Below are 16,930 nucleotides of genomic sequence, written 5' to 3'. Positions count from 1 at the left end.
GGAGACTTTGCGCGTCACTGGAGCTATTTTTCTCTTGCCGGACAGAAGATGAAAGAGTAACCTGTAGAGGATCGGCTAGTATGGACAAATTTGTAAGGGGGAGGGTGACGCGGATGGAGCTTGGCCAAAAGTTAGGCGAAGGGCGGCTTGCGGAAGTGTTCGAATTCGGGCGAAATCGGGCGATCAAGCTGTTCCGTTCAGGAACCTCCGTTGCTCAAGTAACCCACGAATACGAAATTGCCGGTATCGTCCATCAGGCAGGCTTGCCGGTGGCGGAGCCGTATGAGTTGTTTCAGATGGGCGAGCGGATCGGCATTATTTATGAACGAATAACGGGTTTGACCTTACTCAAGCACATCATTACGGATCTACGAAAGTTGAGATGGGCTGCCGAACTTAGCGGACAATTGCATGCGGATTTGCATAAGGTGAGCACCTGTGCGCTTCCCTCTCAACGTAATCGAATGAGCCGCAACATCCTAGCCGCACCGCTGGAGGAAAACGTAAAAGCCAAGGCAATGGAGCTCCTTGTGCAGCTACCCGACGGGGATTCACTTTGTCATGGAGACTTCCATGTCGATAACGTCATTTTCACAACCAACGGGTCAATTATCGTAGACTGGGAAAATGCAAGCAGTGGCAGCCCGCTCGCGGATTTTGTCCATAGCTCCCTCATTCTGAGAGTTGCTTCTCAGCCTGAATTCATTAGAGGGATCGATTTCAGGAGTGTGAAATTTCAGATTCTGCGTCACTACATGAGCGCCTACCTGAAAGCAAACCCATCGGATCGTCTGGCTTGGATCAGATGGATTGTGCCCTCGGCGATTAATCGGTTGCATGAAGGGATCCCTGGGGAGCGCGACTCGCTACTGAGGATCATACATAGAGGAATTAGTTTGGTTTAGGGGAGTGATGGAGTTGCCGGATCCGATCGTAGTTGTACCTTATGATCCCAAGTGGCCTGTAGAGTTTAGAACAATCGGAACAGCAATAAGAGGTGCTTTGGCGGAGTTGGCGGTTCGGATCGATCACATTGGCTCGACCTCGGTCGTAGGACTGGATGCGAAACCTGTCATTGATGTCCAAGTGGCTGTCGAGTCTTTTGACCAATGTGATCCAATTGTTCAGCGACTGGCAGCAATAGGCTACCGGTATCGTGCGGATAACCCGGATTTGACCAAACGTTACTTCAGAGAACCGCCAGGCGCCAAACGTGTGCATCTGCATGTACGCGAGCATGGAAGCTGGTCGGAGCAAACGGCCCTGTTGTTCCGGGATTACTTGCGACAACACCCTGAGGATTGCAAACGATACGCGGAAACCAAGTACTCTCTGATGCAGCAGTATCAGCATGAGCGGGAACATTATGTCGAGGCAAAGGATCCGATTATTTGGGAGATTTTGAGAAGGGCTAGCGGGTGGAGTAAGATGGTCGGATGGCGGCCTGGGCCTTCGGATGCGTGAGACGGGAGGAAACAAATTGCTGCAACAAGGATTCTCAATAACAGAGCTCCAGGCGTATATCAAAAACCAAGATTTCAGGCCGGACCAGCCGATGCATTATTTTTATAAATTGATTGAAGAGGTTGGAGAGCTATCAGAAGTATTGAGGAAAAACAGACGGCTTAATGACGAAGGCACCATAAAAGGCACAATTGAAGAGGAACTCTATGATGTGCTCTATTATATCGCAGCCATTGCCAACATTTACGAGATAGATTTAGAGGAATGCGCCATCCTAAAAGAACAAATAAACGTCAAGAAGTATGCGCAAACCAGTAACGCCCAATATAAAGGAGAGTCACCATGTTCGCAGTAAACGCAAGAGCTCTGATCGAGAGGGAAAGAGATGGAATCACCGAACTGGTGCTGCAAACAAGAGTAAAGCCGAACGAGCCGGAAGGTCTGGAGCTGCCTGGAGGTCGATTGGAGCTGTTCGAGCCGATCCTGACCGGTCTGAGACGAGAAATATACGAGGAGACTGGGCTAACCGACGTTCGCGTCATCGGCGAGGAAACCCGAATGGACTCGCTGGGCACCGGGGCGTACTACGAAGTGGAATGTATACAACCATTCGCCGTGTTTCAGACATTGGCTGGACCGGTCGATTGTACGGGCGCATACTTTTTGTGTCAAGCAGACGGACCGCTTCTGCCTAATGGCGATGCCTCTAAAAATGTGCACTGGAGATCCGTAGATGAAATCCGACAAATGATGGAGCAGGATCCCGCCCAATTTGCGGGTGTGGATCGGGTGGGTATTCAATTTTATTTAGCGCAGCGAAATATTAAGCGCCGAGTGATCGATTAGTACATGAAAAGGAGACTCCCCCTTGCACCTACTAGATATCGCCTCCTTAACGGAGATTCAAATCTTGGAACTGATGTACATCCGAACGTATGAGCATCGCCAATCCGGGAGCTTGGCTCAATCCCTGTCCGCCATTCTTTCGTGACGAAGAAGTAAGTGCGGAGGTAATGGAGTCCCCATATTTCGTCGGATATGCGTTCAAACGGAATTTGGTTTATATGCAACAAGCGATTTTGTTATATTGTTTAGGCATCGGGGTCCACTAGGAGAGTCCTCCTGGCCCAGCATCACCGCACACAGATGGAAACTTCTCGATCGACCTAGATCTAGAAGCATAGACTTCACTTATTTTTGGGTTTTTCACGATAGTTTCGATTTCCAGAAATGTATGAACGGATCTGAAATGCTGGTGATAGGATCCTGACGGCAGGCGTGGTATAGTACTCCTATGGGGTTGCTTATATAAAACGAACAAGTGGAGGAGATTGGCTATGAAACTAGCGTACACGACATTGGGTTGTCCGGAGTGGACATGGGAGCGCATCGTAGAAGAGACGGTTCGCATGGGATACAACGGTATCGAGATTCGGGGGTTGCAGGGGGAGATGTTCGTCCCCAAAATGACTCCGTTCCTGGAAGAAAACTTGGCGCAAACGATGGCCGATCTTCAGGCGAGAGGGCTCAGCATCTGCTGCTTCGATACGTCGTGCCGATTCGATGACGAGGAGAAGTTCGACGGTTTTGTAGAGGAAGGAAAAGCTACGATCGATCTGGCAGCACGGATGGGCGTTCCTTATATTCGCGTGTTCGGCGACCGAATTCCCGATCCGGCCAAACGCGAAGAAATGATAGCGCAAGTGGCTCGCGGCATGCAGGCTTTGAGTCAGCACGCAGAGGGAAAGCCGGTGATGGTTTTGATGGAAACGCACGGCGACTTCGCTTCGTCAGAAAATTTGCTGGCTGTTGCGGCGCAAGTTGAGAGCGATCGTTTCGGAGTGCTATGGGACGTGGCCAACCCTGTCAAATACCAAGACACCGGGGAATCGGTCAGCCAAACGTACACCAATCTTAGCAAGCTGGTTCAACATACGCACATTAAGGATACGCTGGGCACAGGCAGCAACGAGAAAATCACATTAGTCGGGGAAGGCGATGTGCCGATTCCGGAGTGCATCGACATTTTGCAGCAGAACGGATATGACGGATGGCTCTCCTTCGAGTGGGAAAAGAAATGGCACCCAACGATCGAAGAGCCGGAAGTGGCGTTGCCGCATTTTGTGGAGTATATGAGAGGCTTGGCGAAGTAAGCAAAAGGATAGTGGCGAACAAACTCTGGCCGAGCCTGGTCAGGGTTTGTCGTTTACCGGGGAAGTGGTAGAGTAGATGGACGAATGCCTGTATGGAATGTTAGTTTGACGCGAAGGTGCCATTTGGCGAAATATAAGTTGTTGTGCACAAACTGAGCTTGGAAGTCCAATAGTAAGGAGAGAGCCCGCACTCCATGACCACTTACGATGAAAATGAGCTGCTAATCAGCACAGAAAAGTCCAAACTGAACTTGGACACCATCATGGGCTTCCTGGCGAAGAGTTACTGGGCTAACAAACGATCGCCTGACAAAATGAAGATGGCCATCGAGAACTCAATCTGCTATGGCGTCTACATCGGAGACAAGCAGATAGGCTTTGCCCGGGTGGTGACGGATCATGCGACGATGTATTGGCTTGCGGATGTATTTGTCGATGAAGCGTACAGAGGCCAAAACATAGGCAAGCAATTAATAGAAACGATCACCACCTCACCAGAGCTGAAAAATCTAATGGGTGTCCTCGGGACGCGAGATGCGCACGGACTGTATGAGCAGTACGAATTCAACCGGGATCAAGAGCGCTTCATGCGACGTATGCCGGATTATCTCAGAAACCTGGAGAGGTGAATGCCGACTTGTACAAGATCCGTTTAGCGACAGTGGCCGATAGCCGGCAGTTGGCTCAGATGCGTTGGATGTTCACGAATGAACACCGGACCCACCCCGTCAGCGAACCCCTCTTTCCGGCGTTCGAAGCCGAATTCGGCGAGTTTTGGGAGGCGGCTGCCCGGAGCGGGCATTGGTTCGTTTGGGTGGCAGAAGCAGCAGATGCGGAAGATGCGGAAGATGCGGACGAAGCACCAACTGCAGAGTATGGCGAAATTATCGCCCACATCTATATGGAGCTAGTGCACAAAGTCCCGCGCCCCGGCCGAGTGACGCATCCGTTCGCCTACATGACGAATGTGTACACCAAGCCGGACTACAGGTCAAGGGGCATCGGCTCGAAGCTGCTTCAAGCTATAGAGTCCTGGGTGAAGGCGGAGCAGTTGGAATTTGTTATCGTTTGGCCGAGTGAGGACGGGCGAGACTTTTATTTGCGAAATGGGTATGTGCCGAGCAATGAGATGCTGGAGTTTCATCCGGATTGAAACAGCAAGTCATATATGCATAAAAGGAGAAGTCATCACAAATGCCCAACCACACCCCAGACCCCTTCAAACTACTCATGTTCGACCTGGACGATACGCTGTACGATTTTACCCGCAACTGGCCGTTGGCACTGAAAGCGACATTCCAGCAGCTCGACTTCACTCGCGGCTTCGAGCTTGCACTGCTCTACGAGACATTCGAGAAGCATAGCACCGGCATGTGGCCGCTGGTGGAGAGTGGGCAGCTGTCCTTCCAGGCGTACCGGTTCCGAAGATTGGAGCAGGCGCTGCTGGAGTTCGCCCGGCCGATCACGGAGGAGGAGTACGACAGCTTCAACCGGCTCTTCATCGAGCAGTCGCTTAGCCGGATCGAGCGGGACGAAGCGCTGATCACGATGTTCAACCGATTCGCTGCGGAAGGGCGCCAGCTGGCGATCGTGACGAACGGCCCCGGCGACATCTCGATGCAGAAGCTGGAGCGGCTCGGTCTCGAGCGGCATTTCAACGAGGAAACGGTCGTCATCTCGGAGAAGGTAGGCTACGCCAAACCCGATTCGAGGATTTACCGGAGGATGCTGGACTTTTTCGGCACGCAGCCCGAACAAGCGTTGTTCATCGGGGATTCCTGGCACGCCGACGTGCAGGGGCCGATGCAGGCGGGTATCGCCGCCGTCTGGGTGAACCGCGCACAACTACCGATCCCGAGCGACGCATCAGCCTCAGCATCAGCCCCTGCCGTAGCCATGACGTTAGCCACTGAGCCAGTCCCGGCCCTAGCGCCTTACGCAACCATTAAGCACATAGCTGAGCTCAACGCCATCCTTTCAACTTTACCGATCATCCAAGGGAGGAACCAGCCATCATGACCACGCACACCGACAACACCGACAACACCACGAACACCTACACCAACACACGCCAACTAACAGGTCACAAAGTAGTGATCCCCGAGGCATACAAATGCGTTTATGAATCGGCCGAGTGGCGCGAAGACCAAGTCCCGGCGGACAGCGTCCTAATTCGTACCGATTACAGTCTGATCAGTCCCGGCACAGAGCTCGCGTTCTACACCGGCACTCATATCGATCTGAACAATCCGGCCAACCGCTGGGCGAAGTTCCCGTTCTACTCCGGCTACGCTTCCGTTGGCGAAGTGGTGGCAACCGGCAAAGAGGTCGGCAACAAGTTCCAATCCGGTCAAAAAGTGCTCACGCTCGGCCATCATGCCACCTACGACATCCTGCCGTGCTCGGATGAGTTCATCCTCCCGCTCCCGCCGGGCATCGACCCGAAGGCGGCTTTGTTCGCACGCCTGGCCGAAATCTCCATGACCGCGCTGATCCACTCCCGTTTCAGGGAAGGCCACCGTGTGGCGGTGCTAGGCATGGGCCTCATAGGAAACTTGGCCGCCCAGCTCTATGCGATCCAGGGAGCGAACGTGATCGGCATCGACCTGGAGCCATCGCGATTAGACATCGCACACTCGACGAACATCTCTACTACCATATTATCCGGAAGCAATGTCGATCTAACGGTCGAACTTCGCCAAGCGGCGAACAGCGGCGGTGCCTCGCCCGATATCGTCGTCGAGGCGACGGGAAGTCCGTCGCTCGTCAACGTGGCCCTGGACGCCGTCCGCGACCACGGGCAGGTGATCTTGCTCGGCTCGCCCCGCGGGAAGGCGGAGATCGACATCTACCGCCATATCCACCGGAAAGGCGTATCGCTGATCGGAGCCCACGGCAACATCAAGGGCATCGACGGGTTGCCGACGAGCGCGGAGCTGCTTCGCTATGTGCTCCGCCTGATCGCGAACGGCAGCCTGCGTACCGAGCCGCTGCTCTCGCATGTGCTCCACTGGAGCGAGGTGCAGCAGGGGTACGAGCTCTTGCACCAGCGGAAGGAAAACGCGCTCGGGATCGTTCTCGATTGGACGCAAGAGCAACCAAACATGGGATTCGGAAAAAACGCCTAGTTTTTCGTAAAATAAACCAAGCTTCCCGTTCCTCCCATCCACTAAAATTAATGTGTCCTTGAGAGAGTGCTTACGGTAAAATGAAGGGCAGATGTGGCATTACTCATATAGAAACCAGAGAATCCATGGGAGGCTGTGAACATGAGGGTAGGAAACGGAACGCATCAGTACGAAGTGGCGGAAGGTTGGGCGAAAATACCTGCCCATGTAACGCTGGGGTACACCCATGGCGTAGAATGCGACGCGAACGGCGATATGTATGTGTTCCACACCGGGACGCCTTCGGTACTGAAGTTCAACAGCGAAGGCGAATTTCTCGCCGGCTGGGGGGAAGAGTTCGAAGGCGGCGCACACGGCTTCTACCTGCATCGCGAGACGGACGGTCAAGAGTTCCTTTATGTGACTGACGTGAAGCGCTGCATCATGAAAAAACTGACCATGGACGGACAGACGCTTCTCACCCTGGAGACGCCCGACCTGCCGGACATCTACGACGCCGAGCGCGTGTTCAAGCCGACAGACGTCTGCGTTGGTCCGAACGGCGATATTTACATCGCTGACGGCTATGGACAAAGCTATATCATCCAATACGATGCAGCCGGCAACTACATCCATTCCTGGGGCGGCAAAGGCTCCGAGCCGGGACAGATGAAATGCCCGCACGGCATCTCGCTTGACTTGCGCGGACCGGAGCCGGAGCTGTATGTCGCAGACCGCGGCAATTTCCGCATCCAAGTGTTTACGCTGGGCGGGGTGCACAAGCGGTTTATCGTGGACGACATGGATATGCCTTGCAATTTCTACTATGACGGCGATGAAATCTACTTCCCGGACTTGCATAGCCGGGTTACCGTTTTCGATAAGAACGACAGGTTGATCACCCATTTGGGCGAAGACCAACAAGCCTACAAACAACAAGGCTGGCCGAATTTGCCGCTCGACTATTTCCGCCCGAACAAGTTCAGCTCCCCGCACGGCATCTGCGTCGACAAGCAGCACAACGTGTATTTGGCGGAGTGGACGCAATTCGGTCGCATCACGAAGCTGATCCGCCAGTAATCGAATCTGCCAGCATCTCTCGCAACCGCTCCGGAATGGGGCGGTTTTTTGCGCTTCGAGCCATAGTATTTTTTATAGGTTCATAGTTCATCTATACCTTTCCTATCAACCTTTCCTCGCATAGGATACATCACATTGTGCGAAAGGAGAGAGTTCGATTGAGAGTTTTGCTCACTACTATATTTGCTTATCCCCCAAAGGGCGGGGTAGGAGTCTATATCGACGAATTGAGAAAAGGACTCGAGCAAGCCGGCCACCAAGTCGACATTTTAGCCCGCAACGACGAGAAGTACTACCTCACCAGCTCCGAAGGTCAGGCCAGAGTAAAAAAACGGCGAGGCTCCCTGTCGGGCGGCAACATTTTCAAAATGCCTTCGTTTTTCATGGACAAGGGTATCGGCAAACATGTGAGCTTCCTGGAGAAGGAAGCCGCAGAATACATCGGCATCGTGCAGTCTCTGGACCTGAAGCGGTATGATGTCATCCATGCGCAAGACATCGTATCGTCCAGCGTCATGAGCTTCTACAAGCCGAGCCATGTTCCCTTGATTCTGACCGCGCATGGCTGCGTCACCGCAGAGTACTATTACTTCGGCCGCATCACACCGAACTCCTTGGGGTGGTTAATGGTTTCTTCATTCGAGTCGTTGGCGATCTCGCAGACAGATCGGACGATCGTTCCATCGGAATGGCTGAAAGGCGTATATCAGCGATGCGGCATTCCGGTCGGCAAGATGACGGTCATTCATAACGGCATCGACATCAAGAGCTTCAAGCATCGGATGAAGGCTTCGACGGGACTTCTCAAGCCGGCTGACAAAAGAGTAATCATCTCGACGGGACGCCTCGAGAAAGTGAAAGGTCAGCACGTGCTGCTCGATGCGCTAGCCAAGCTGAACAAGGAGCGGAAGGACTGGGAGCTCTGGGTGGCGGGGACCGGCGAGGCGGAGAAAGTTTTGAAAGATCAAGTTCAACGGCTTGGACTGAAAAACGAGGTCAAGTTTCTGGACCGTCGCAGCGACGTGCCCGCTTTGCTGAAGCAAGCCGACATCTTCGTCATCCCGAGCCTCGAGGAAAATTACCCGTTCTCGCTCGCGGAGGCGCAAGTGGCAGGCAAAGCGATTATCGCCTCCGAAGTGGGGGGCATTAAGGAAATGATCGATCCAGGTAAAAACGGCTTGCTAGTTCCGGCAGGAGACAGCAACAAGCTGTACAGGCAGCTGAAAAAGCTGATGGCCGATCCGAAGCTGCAGAGAGACTTGGCGATCGGCGCGCACGCGTGGAGCGTGCAGCATCTGTCCTTAACCCACATGATGCAACAAGTAATAGGCATTTATAAAGGCGCAGCCGGGAAGCGTAATTGAGGAGAAGGAGGAGAATCGGAATGCTGGACAAAGGTTTGACGGTTATTCAGCTGGACGAGCATCAGATTCTGACTTATCTGGCCGATCTCCTGGAAGTCGAGCAACGGGTGTATGAGGAACGAGGCCACTTGTATTCAACAGAAGTATGGGGAGAGGAGCAATTTGTCTCGGAGCTGGCCGGCAAATTCGATACCAGCTATGGCGTCGTGAAGGAAGGGAGGCTGATCGCCTTCCTGATCTGCTCGTCCCCGCTGCCGGGCTGGAATCATGTGCATCGCGTGGCGGTCCACCCCGATTATGCCGGCAAGAGGATCGGCCGCAAGCTGATGATTCAAGCCTATATGGACTGGCGGAAGATGAGCGACTATCATACGATCACGGCGATCATCCGACGTGATCACAAGCTGTCTCTGCCGTTTGCCCTGCTGCTTGGGGCGAAGGTGGCGGACAAGGCGTTTATGACCGAATTTTTCGAAGCGAGGAAGAAATCGGATGTTGTCATTCTGGATGACGGCTTCGTAGATTCCTACGGTGTGAAATACGTGCTGGTCTGGATCGACAAAAAATAGAAGTGTGCGGCTTGGCGGGGAGGAGTGGAGCTTGAACAAAGTATGCGTTTATCAGCCGAATGTGTTCCCGCCTCTTCACTATATCAATCGGATCTTGAACAGCGACATCTGGGTGATGCTCGACGACGTGCAGCTTAACAAACGAGTCGGGCAAACAAGCTTCGAGCTGAAGGTGAACGGCGTGCGCCATCTATGCTCGATCCCGGTCGGCGGCGGCGGTCGGATCGGCATTCAGCATGCAAAAATCCTCTATGATTCTCATTGGACCGCCAAGCTGCAGAAGCTACTCTGCCATGCTTACAGGAAAAGCGCTTATTTTGACCGCCACATCAAGCCTCTTACAATCGAATATCTCACGGCACAGGAGCGGGGGCAGGCAGATTTTCGCAGGTTCTGCGCCAACTGGATGACGGATTTCCTCGCACAGCTGGGGTGGAAGGGTGCGATACTGAGCGCATACGAGTTAGGCCTGGTACCGGAAATGAAAGCTTCTGAACGAATGGCGGCTATGGTGAAGGAGGTTGGAGGGACTCATTATGTATGCGGGATGGAAGGCTACCGGCGGTATCTCAGCCTGGATCATTTTCGCAACCGGGATTTGAGCGTGCTTGTCCAAAATTGGAGCTGTCCGGTTTATCCACAGACCAAAGGGCCTTTTTTGCCCAATTTGTCCGTTCTCGATCTGCTTGCCCATCTGGACTTGGAGAGTGCGATGAAAGTGCTCCTCTCGGGTGGCACGGAAAATTGGCCGGTGTTTGGCTGATGCTCTTTTGAAGCTACTTTAGACTGTTCAGACGTGTGCTGTGTGCTGGCAGTCTATTTTCTATTTTGCTAAGATGACGGGAGTTGATGTGACCATGTAGCCTTGCACGGTGTGTTACAGGTGAAGGGGGGCCAAGGAATGGAACGAAATCCGCTTCGGCCGAGCGAATCGTTTTCGGATCGTTATAACAAATATGGCGCCATGCTGTATAAAATCGCGGTTGTTTATATGGGGAACAAACACGATGCGGAAGAAGCGGTGCAGGACGTTTTCATAAAGCTGCTCTACCAGGCGCCGCCGTTCCAGGATTCCGAGCATGAGAAAGCTTGGCTCATCCGGGTGCTGACGAATGGGTGCAAGAACAAGCTGCGCGGGTTTTGGCGCAAGCGGGCGATGCAGTTGGAAGACATCGAGTCTTGGACAACCGATCCCGAGCATCTCGGCCTGCTGGAAAGCGTACTGCGTCTGCCTGTCAAATATAAAGCGGTAATCCATTTGCATTATTACGAAGATTATTCGGTGAAACAAATAGCGGAAACGCTCCAGATCGGCGAGTCGGCGGTGAAGATGCGTCTAGCGCGCGGAAGACAGCTGCTCAAGCTGGAGCTGGAAGGAGAATGAGCGATGGACAAGGAGCGGTATAAACGCGCGTTCGCAGGCGTGGTGCCCGACCCTGGGTTTAGAGAGCGGCTTGCAAGATTGGAAGATTCAGCAGAGAGGCACAAGAGTGAGGTGCGCCGCAGCAGGCAAACATCCGCCATCGTAGCCGCTTCTATCGTGCTGGCGGTCAGTCTTGGTCTGGGCAGCGCGCAGTTCTGGTCGAATGATAGGCTGGACGGGTCTCGCGCAACGGCAACACCCCCGGTAGTCGGGCATTCGGGGGAGGGGGTGCACATCCCGAAGATGAAGCTGCCTAGCGGCTCGTCCGGTGCAATGATGAACATGATCGGGCTAATCGTCTATCAAGGCCGCATTTACACGCAATCGAGCACGACGATCTCGCCGGAGGCGGCGAAATCGATCCGGGGCGAGAAGCTGGGGCAGACGAAGGGCAACATCGACGAGTGGAGCAAGCAGGCGGACTATGCGAAGGAATTCGCCTCCACGACGGGAATCAGCGACGTCTACGCGGTGAAGGGGTATGATAGCCAGTTCCGGATCATGACCTACATGGAAATGGACGGACAAGTGTTCGTCGAGTTGTTCGACTGCCTGAACGGGCTTACGGTTCAGAGCGGCGCGGATGTGTTCGGCAAGCTGAAGCTCGCTGGACAAGTGAAGCAAGCGGCTTATGAGCCGTTCGATAGCTGGAACAACGGCTTGAATCAGACGAAGAAGCTCATGTTGTCGGAGAAGTCCCTTGGCGCCTTCCTCGATGCGCTGCTGCAAGCGAAGCCGGTGGCGGGTGAGCCGCTTGTGTCGAAAGGGATTTTCGAAGGCGAGGAAGGCGAGGAAGGCGACCAGAAATTCCTCCTCCTGCAGCTGGCGGACGGCAGCGAAGTGCGGCTCCGTTTGTTCGAGAACGGGTATGTGCTATACGGCTTCGCCTCTGTATTCTTCCAAGTGGAGCGGGGGGCGTTCGACATCTTGTGGAATAACTTGAATTGAGAATGAGATCCGACAAAAAAGAAGCGCCGTTAGCCGGCGCTTCTTTTTTGGATGGTTTTCCATTCGTTCAGGTGCTCCTCGAGGCTGAGGATCAGCCGGTCGACCTCGGTGCGGAACGCCGCCTTGTCGGCGACTTGATCGAGCGCCTGCAGCAGCTCGGGCGTCAGCGGGCTGGTCGCCGGCAGCGCGGCGAGCAGGCTGTGGAGCAAGCCTTCGAGCGGGCTCGAAGGCGAAGCGGCGGCGGGCGCCTTGGCGGCCGGGGCCACGGCGGCAAGCCCGCTCGCGGCGGTGGCGCCAGCTTCAGGCGCGGCGGTGCCTGTGGCGTCTGCGGCTGACGCAGCAGGCGCTGCAGGTGCAGCGGCCGCGGTCGCCGCTGCTGAAGGCGCAGCCGCCTGCGCCGCTTCCGCGGCCGCGCCTTTGCCCGCACGCCCGCCGGCCGGCTTCGCCTCGGGCAGCGCCTTCTCGCGGGCCGCCCGGCTCGCTTTCAACGCCGACCATGTCTCGAGCAGCTCGGGGCCGGATTTGTACAGCAGCTTGTTCTTGGTGCTGTCGGAGATCGCCGAGTCCTTGAACAGCAGGGCGATTTTCTTCACGTCGCTAACCGGCAGCTCGTCGCGCGCGGCGCATTTCGCCAGCGGGTCGCGGTATTCGAGCGGCAAGTCCTTGAGCGGCAGCAACTGATCCTCGGTCAGGCAGTCCTTGCGAATCTGCGTCCCGCTGACGATCAGCTTCTTCACCGCCGGCCCGAACTTGAGCAGCTCGCACTTGTTCTTGATATACGACTCGGGCTTGCCTAGTTTGCTAGATAAGAACTTGACCGAGCTGTTGAACTTCGGATCGTTCATCAGCTTGTGGAAGGCCTCCGCCTCTTCGATCGGGGAGAAGCCTTCGCGGGTCAAATTTTCGGCGATCTGCTCCAAGTAGATGTCCATCTCATCCGTCGCAGTCGTAACAATGCACGGAATCGTCGGACGGCCGAGCATCTTGCTAGCTTTGTAGCGACGGTTGCCGTATACGATTTTATAGCGGTCCGGACCGATCTTCCTGACCTTGATCGGCGACAGAAGTCCGAGCTCCGCGATGCTGTTCATAAGCTCCTGCAGCGCCGTCTCGTCAAATTGGTAACGCGGTTGATCCGTATCTTCGTCGATCAGCTCGATGGCTAGTTCAATAATATCCATGCGACGGCTCCTATCCTATGTAGAAGTCCCCGTAGCTCCATTGGACGGGGCGAGTCACATGTATTATATCATAAACGATTCCGATGGTGGTTCAGCAGAGTGTCGTACTTGGAATTCCGGTAGGGATTGTCCAGTTGTTTTTCTAGCTCGGCGTTGTCATAGGCAGGTATCATCTTAAACCGGTTGCCCATTGAGCTTGGCGCACGGAATATCTCCATCCCTTGCTTCACAGCCAGGAGCGATAGAATCGATTGATCGTGTCGATGATCCTTAAAATCCGGCAAATTGCTCAACCCGCATTGATTGGGCATGTCGGTGACTACACGAGCGTCTTCACAATACGATTTCCACGTTTGGATCAGCTTACGGTTCCTCTCGTTGTTGATATGCACATGGAAGGACCCCATCAGCTGCTGCGCATTCCAATACTTCTTCTCGTCGCAGCCCATATACACGAAACAATCGCGCTTCGTCCACATCGAGTTCCGCTGTCCATGCGTCTGGAACAAGACGGCGTGTTTCCTACGGCGGCATAGCTCGATCAAAGGGGCCAAAGGCCTGATGATCTCAATGCCCGAATCGCAATAGATGACGATGTCATCCGGCTCCGCTCGTTCCATCACGCGCAGCAAAAAATAAGGCTTCCATATCCAGTAGCCTCCACCCCGACGCTGCTTCAGAATCGGCTCGTTGCGCTCGTAGAAGCGGCTCGCCTGCAAATCCTTTTCACGGAATGCAAATACCCGGTCTACGCCGTGCTTCAGGGCCGATACCCGCATCAGGTCCTGGGAGCGGTAATATTTTTTCGTCGCATAGCTGACTAAGTAGATCATCCCGAGCCCTCCCATCAGCCCCGCTGGAGAATATAGGGCTGATAGGATATTTATATTAACGTCAGGATAAGGTGGTCACGACTTTGTCAATAATGCCGTATTCCAGCGCCTCTTGGGCCGTCATGAAGAAATCGCGGTCCGTGTCCAGCTCGATCTTGTGCAGCGGCTGGCCGGTGCGTTCGGCCATAATCTCATTCGATTTCTGGCGAATGCCCAGTATGCGTTTGGCGCTGATCGCGATGTCGCTTGCTTGACCCTGCGCGCCTCCATGCGGCTGATGGATCATAATTTCGCTATTGGGCAAGGCGAGTCGATGGCCCTTGGCACCCGCTACGAGCAGCAAAGTGGCGAAGGAAGCGGCCATGCCGGTGCAGATCGTGTGCACCTGCGGTTTGATGAACTGCATCGTGTCGTAGATGGCGAAGCCAGCGGTGGTGGAGCCTCCAGGGCTGTTGATGTACATCTGGATCGGCTTCTCCGAGTCCTCCGAGGCTAACAGCAGCAATTGGGCGACAACGCTGTTCGCCAGCTGGTCGTCGATCGCCGTCCCCAGGAAGATGATCCGATCCTTCAGCAGCCTAGAGTAAATATCGTACGAACGTTCGCCGCGAGCAGTTTGCTCTACAACATAGGGAACATAATGGCTCATAGGAATCCCTCCAAGTTGGAATTAGGTTGAACTGCTTCGTAATCGAATGAGGGAAGACAGAAGATACGCAGGGACTCTATAATGGGGATAACCAACTATTTTGTTGCGGCATGCGTATCTTCCGGAAACGTTCATTCGGTTACCTAGGGAAACTTGTAGTGAAGGAGGAAGTCCGATGACAAATCTATTCGAAACGGAAATTGAGGTTGGCGCGTCGGAGCGGATCGAAGAGCTGCAGCGGGCGGTCAACCGATATTGCCTGTCCTTGACGCGATCCGGTTGGGATGGAGATGATTTGGCACAAGAGACTTGGGTCAAGGCTTGGGATGCAATTGCATCTCGCAATCATGCGAACCCGGAAGCGTTACTGATTCGTGTTGCGAAGCATACATGGGTCGATCAGACTCGCAGGAGAGCGGTTTGGCAGCGCAAGCTGGAGCAGCTGCGCATCGCAGCCGTTGCCTCGCAGAGGGCTGGTGCCGTGGCAGATGCGCATTCGGATACTACTACCGGGCTGGAGCAGATCTGGCATGTGTTAATCCGGCATTTGCCGCCGATCCAGAGAGCCGTCTTCCTGCTGCGGGATTTGTTCGGCTATTCTGCGGCAGAAGCAGCGACGAAGCTGCGAACGACCGAAGGGGCTGTGAAATCGGCCTTGCATCGGGCTAGGCAAGCGCTCGCGCATGTGCGCGAGGAGCTGCTGCAGGATCGACTGGCGGATCCGGTCGACGAAGGGATGAGAGCGTACTTGCGGATGCTTGCGTCCGCCTACCGGAACGGCGATCTGGCAGCTTTGCTGCAGCTGGTTGAACGCGATGTGCTGGAGCCAGTAGCTGCCGTAGCGATCGCTCGCGCTCGCAAAGCGCCTCCATTGCGCATCGCCGACGGAGCCGCTCGCCGACGGGTATCCAAGCGAGATTCTGCCACTCCTGTCCAAATGTACATGCTGGCGGCGTGACATATTTGGTCCGCGCCTCGCATAAACCGTGATGACCGCGATTTCGTCCGTTCGGCCGCCAGTCGGCTGTCTGACGTTCGTCGAAGCGCGGTACACAGTACGGAGGAGGGGAGCGCAATCGCGATCAGACCGCCTATCTTGCGAGCCGGCGATACGATTGGAATCGTGACGCTCGGCAGTCCGCTGGATCCTGCTGTGATCAAGGCCAGAATCGCTACTTTGCAACAGATGGGATTTCAAGTGGTTGTTGGCGATTACGTATTTGCGCAGAACGGCTTCCTGGCCGGCACCGATCAGCAGCGAGCGGCGGATTTGATGAAGATGTTTCAGAACGACCAGGTTAGGCTCATCTTGCCGGTTCGCGGCGGTGTCGGGGTGTCGGGGATATTGCCTTATCTCGATTTTGCAGAAATCGCTCGACATCCGAAGTGGATCAGCGGCTACAGCGACATTACGGTTTTGTTGAATGCGATCTCGTATTTTACCGGTCTGATCACACTTCACAGCTTACTGCTAATCGATTTCAAACCATCCACGCCGGCTTATAATTTCAATCAATTTTTCGAGCAAACCTCGGTGTACGCATATTCCCGTACGATCCAGAATCCGCCTGAGCTCCCGCCAATGGTCAGCCTGGTGCAGGGGAATGCCACGGGTGTGTTGCTCGGTGGCAACTTGACCTCGTTCGCGGGGAGCCTGGGAACGCCTTACGAGATCGATACAAGCGGTAAAATACTGGTGCTGGAAGATACTCACGAACCCGTCAATACGGTTTACCGGTATTTGCTTCAGCTATACCAAGCGGGCAAGCTGGACGGCTGCGCCGGCATCGTCATGGGGCAATGCTCGGATTGTCCGGAAGCTTACGCAGTCAGCTACGATCAGCTTATCCGCTCGTTTATCGTTCCGCTCGGCATCCCCTTAATGACTGGACTGGCGACCGGACATGGGTTCTACAAAGCAGCGTTGCCGATAGGGGCGACAGCGAATTTGAATACCTATGCGTCGACCTTGACCGTTGTGGAGCCGATTGTAGAAGTAATATAAGCAGCAGGAATGGGACCGTCCGAAGGGGCGGTTTTTTGTTTACAAATAAGAAAGTTTAAATCCTTCACAGAGCTAAAGCGTAAGGGTGCGCTTGCGAAGCGTGGCTGGGGGGGGGGGATTCAGCATCCAAGGAGCCACCTCCCGGCATCGGTGT

General features: G+C 54.5%; 20 protein-coding genes. 17 read left to right on the top strand and 3 right to left on the bottom strand.

Annotated elements, in window-relative coordinates:
• The first annotated feature begins 113 nt into the window (after positions 1-113).
• From PKO02S_RS28075 to PKO02S_RS28000, 15 genes are all read left to right on the top strand, one after another.
• Positions 114-905 (top strand): phosphotransferase family protein, encoded by a 792-nt coding sequence (locus PKO02S_RS28075; RefSeq protein WP_164821738.1) that lies wholly within the window; start codon positions 114-116, stop codon positions 903-905.
• Positions 906-918: 13 nt separating this feature from the next.
• Positions 919-1,464 carry a GrpB family protein gene (locus PKO02S_RS28070; RefSeq protein ID WP_127588347.1) on the top strand — a complete coding sequence of 182 codons (546 nt, stop codon included), beginning with the start codon at positions 919-921 and terminating at the stop codon, positions 1,462-1,464.
• Positions 1,465-1,480: 16 nt separating this feature from the next.
• Positions 1,481-1,819 carry a MazG nucleotide pyrophosphohydrolase domain-containing protein gene (locus PKO02S_RS28065; RefSeq protein WP_246067485.1) on the top strand — a complete coding sequence of 113 codons (339 nt, stop codon included), beginning with the start codon at positions 1,481-1,483 and terminating at the stop codon, positions 1,817-1,819.
• Positions 1,807-2,310 carry an NUDIX hydrolase gene (locus PKO02S_RS28060; protein WP_127588345.1) on the top strand — a complete coding sequence of 168 codons (504 nt, stop codon included), beginning with the start codon at positions 1,807-1,809 and terminating at the stop codon, positions 2,308-2,310. The genes PKO02S_RS28065 and PKO02S_RS28060 overlap by 13 nt, the downstream gene beginning before the upstream one ends.
• A gap of 491 nt (positions 2,311-2,801) precedes the next feature.
• A complete protein-coding gene (locus tag PKO02S_RS28050) occupies positions 2,802-3,617 on the top strand; it encodes a sugar phosphate isomerase/epimerase family protein (protein ID WP_127588344.1) in 816 nt (271 codons plus the stop codon).
• Between the two features lie 194 nt (positions 3,618-3,811).
• The gene (locus tag PKO02S_RS28045; protein ID WP_127588343.1) at positions 3,812-4,246 is read left to right on the top strand and encodes a GNAT family N-acetyltransferase; all 435 of its coding nucleotides are present in this window, start codon (positions 3,812-3,814) and stop codon (positions 4,244-4,246) included.
• A gap of 8 nt (positions 4,247-4,254) precedes the next feature.
• The gene (locus PKO02S_RS28040) at positions 4,255-4,770 is read left to right on the top strand and encodes a GNAT family N-acetyltransferase (protein ID WP_246067483.1); all 516 of its coding nucleotides are present in this window, start codon (positions 4,255-4,257) and stop codon (positions 4,768-4,770) included.
• A 41-nt stretch (positions 4,771-4,811) separates the two neighbouring features.
• The gene (locus tag PKO02S_RS28035; RefSeq protein WP_127588342.1) at positions 4,812-5,636 is read left to right on the top strand and encodes an HAD family hydrolase; all 825 of its coding nucleotides are present in this window, start codon (positions 4,812-4,814) and stop codon (positions 5,634-5,636) included.
• Positions 5,633-6,745, top strand: a complete 1,113-nt coding sequence (locus PKO02S_RS28030; RefSeq protein WP_127588341.1) for a zinc-dependent alcohol dehydrogenase — start codon at positions 5,633-5,635, stop codon at positions 6,743-6,745. The genes PKO02S_RS28035 and PKO02S_RS28030 overlap by 4 nt, the downstream gene beginning before the upstream one ends.
• A 141-nt stretch (positions 6,746-6,886) precedes the next feature.
• Positions 6,887-7,804 (top strand): NHL repeat-containing protein, encoded by a 918-nt coding sequence (locus PKO02S_RS28025; protein ID WP_127588340.1) that lies wholly within the window; start codon positions 6,887-6,889, stop codon positions 7,802-7,804.
• A gap of 158 nt (positions 7,805-7,962) precedes the next feature.
• Positions 7,963-9,168, top strand: a complete 1,206-nt coding sequence (locus tag PKO02S_RS28020) for a glycosyltransferase family 4 protein (protein ID WP_127588339.1) — start codon at positions 7,963-7,965, stop codon at positions 9,166-9,168.
• Positions 9,169-9,188: 20 nt separating this feature from the next.
• Positions 9,189-9,737, top strand: a complete 549-nt coding sequence (locus PKO02S_RS28015; protein ID WP_127588338.1) for a GNAT family N-acetyltransferase — start codon at positions 9,189-9,191, stop codon at positions 9,735-9,737.
• Positions 9,738-9,768: 31 nt separating this feature from the next.
• The gene (locus PKO02S_RS28010) at positions 9,769-10,500 is read left to right on the top strand and encodes a WbqC family protein (RefSeq protein WP_164821737.1); all 732 of its coding nucleotides are present in this window, start codon (positions 9,769-9,771) and stop codon (positions 10,498-10,500) included.
• A gap of 138 nt (positions 10,501-10,638) precedes the next feature.
• Complete coding sequence (locus tag PKO02S_RS28005) at positions 10,639-11,121, top strand: RNA polymerase sigma factor (protein WP_127588336.1); 483 nt, start codon at positions 10,639-10,641, stop codon at positions 11,119-11,121.
• Between the two features lie 3 nt (positions 11,122-11,124).
• Positions 11,125-12,108 (top strand): hypothetical protein, encoded by a 984-nt coding sequence (locus PKO02S_RS28000; RefSeq protein ID WP_127588335.1) that lies wholly within the window; start codon positions 11,125-11,127, stop codon positions 12,106-12,108.
• Positions 12,109-12,137: 29 nt separating this feature from the next.
• On the opposite strand, the gene PKO02S_RS27995 is transcribed toward PKO02S_RS28000, so the two are convergent.
• The 3 genes from PKO02S_RS27995 to clpP all read right to left on the bottom strand — a co-directional run bounded on the left by PKO02S_RS27995 (position 12,138) and on the right by clpP (position 14,771).
• On the bottom strand, positions 12,138-13,289 hold the full coding sequence (locus PKO02S_RS27995) for a ParB/RepB/Spo0J family partition protein (RefSeq protein ID WP_127588334.1): 1,152 nt from the start codon (positions 13,287-13,289) through the stop codon (positions 12,138-12,140).
• A gap of 68 nt (positions 13,290-13,357) precedes the next feature.
• Positions 13,358-14,122, bottom strand: coding sequence for a hypothetical protein (locus tag PKO02S_RS27990; RefSeq protein WP_127588333.1), 765 nt, complete (start codon positions 14,120-14,122; stop codon positions 13,358-13,360).
• Positions 14,123-14,183: 61 nt separating this feature from the next.
• A complete protein-coding gene (clpP, locus tag PKO02S_RS27985; RefSeq protein ID WP_127588332.1) occupies positions 14,184-14,771 on the bottom strand; it encodes an ATP-dependent Clp endopeptidase proteolytic subunit ClpP in 588 nt (195 codons plus the stop codon).
• A 175-nt stretch (positions 14,772-14,946) separates the two neighbouring features.
• Here clpP and PKO02S_RS27980 point away from each other — a divergent pair, with 175 nt between their 5' ends.
• Both PKO02S_RS27980 and PKO02S_RS27975 read left to right on the top strand, forming a co-directional pair.
• Positions 14,947-15,729 (top strand): RNA polymerase sigma factor, encoded by a 783-nt coding sequence (locus PKO02S_RS27980; protein WP_127588331.1) that lies wholly within the window; start codon positions 14,947-14,949, stop codon positions 15,727-15,729.
• Between the two features lie 117 nt (positions 15,730-15,846).
• Positions 15,847-16,776 carry a S66 peptidase family protein gene (locus tag PKO02S_RS27975; RefSeq protein WP_127588330.1) on the top strand — a complete coding sequence of 310 codons (930 nt, stop codon included), beginning with the start codon at positions 15,847-15,849 and terminating at the stop codon, positions 16,774-16,776.
• Positions 16,777-16,930 lie beyond the last annotated feature (154 nt).

This window comes from Paenibacillus koleovorans NBRC 103111 (assembly GCF_004000845.1).
In the GTDB taxonomy this organism is placed as follows: Bacteria; Bacillota; Bacilli; order Paenibacillales; family NBRC-103111; genus Paenibacillus_AA; species Paenibacillus_AA koleovorans.
The sequence above is the reverse complement of the archived record's forward strand: the minus strand, read 5'-3'. Positions and strand labels throughout refer to the sequence as shown.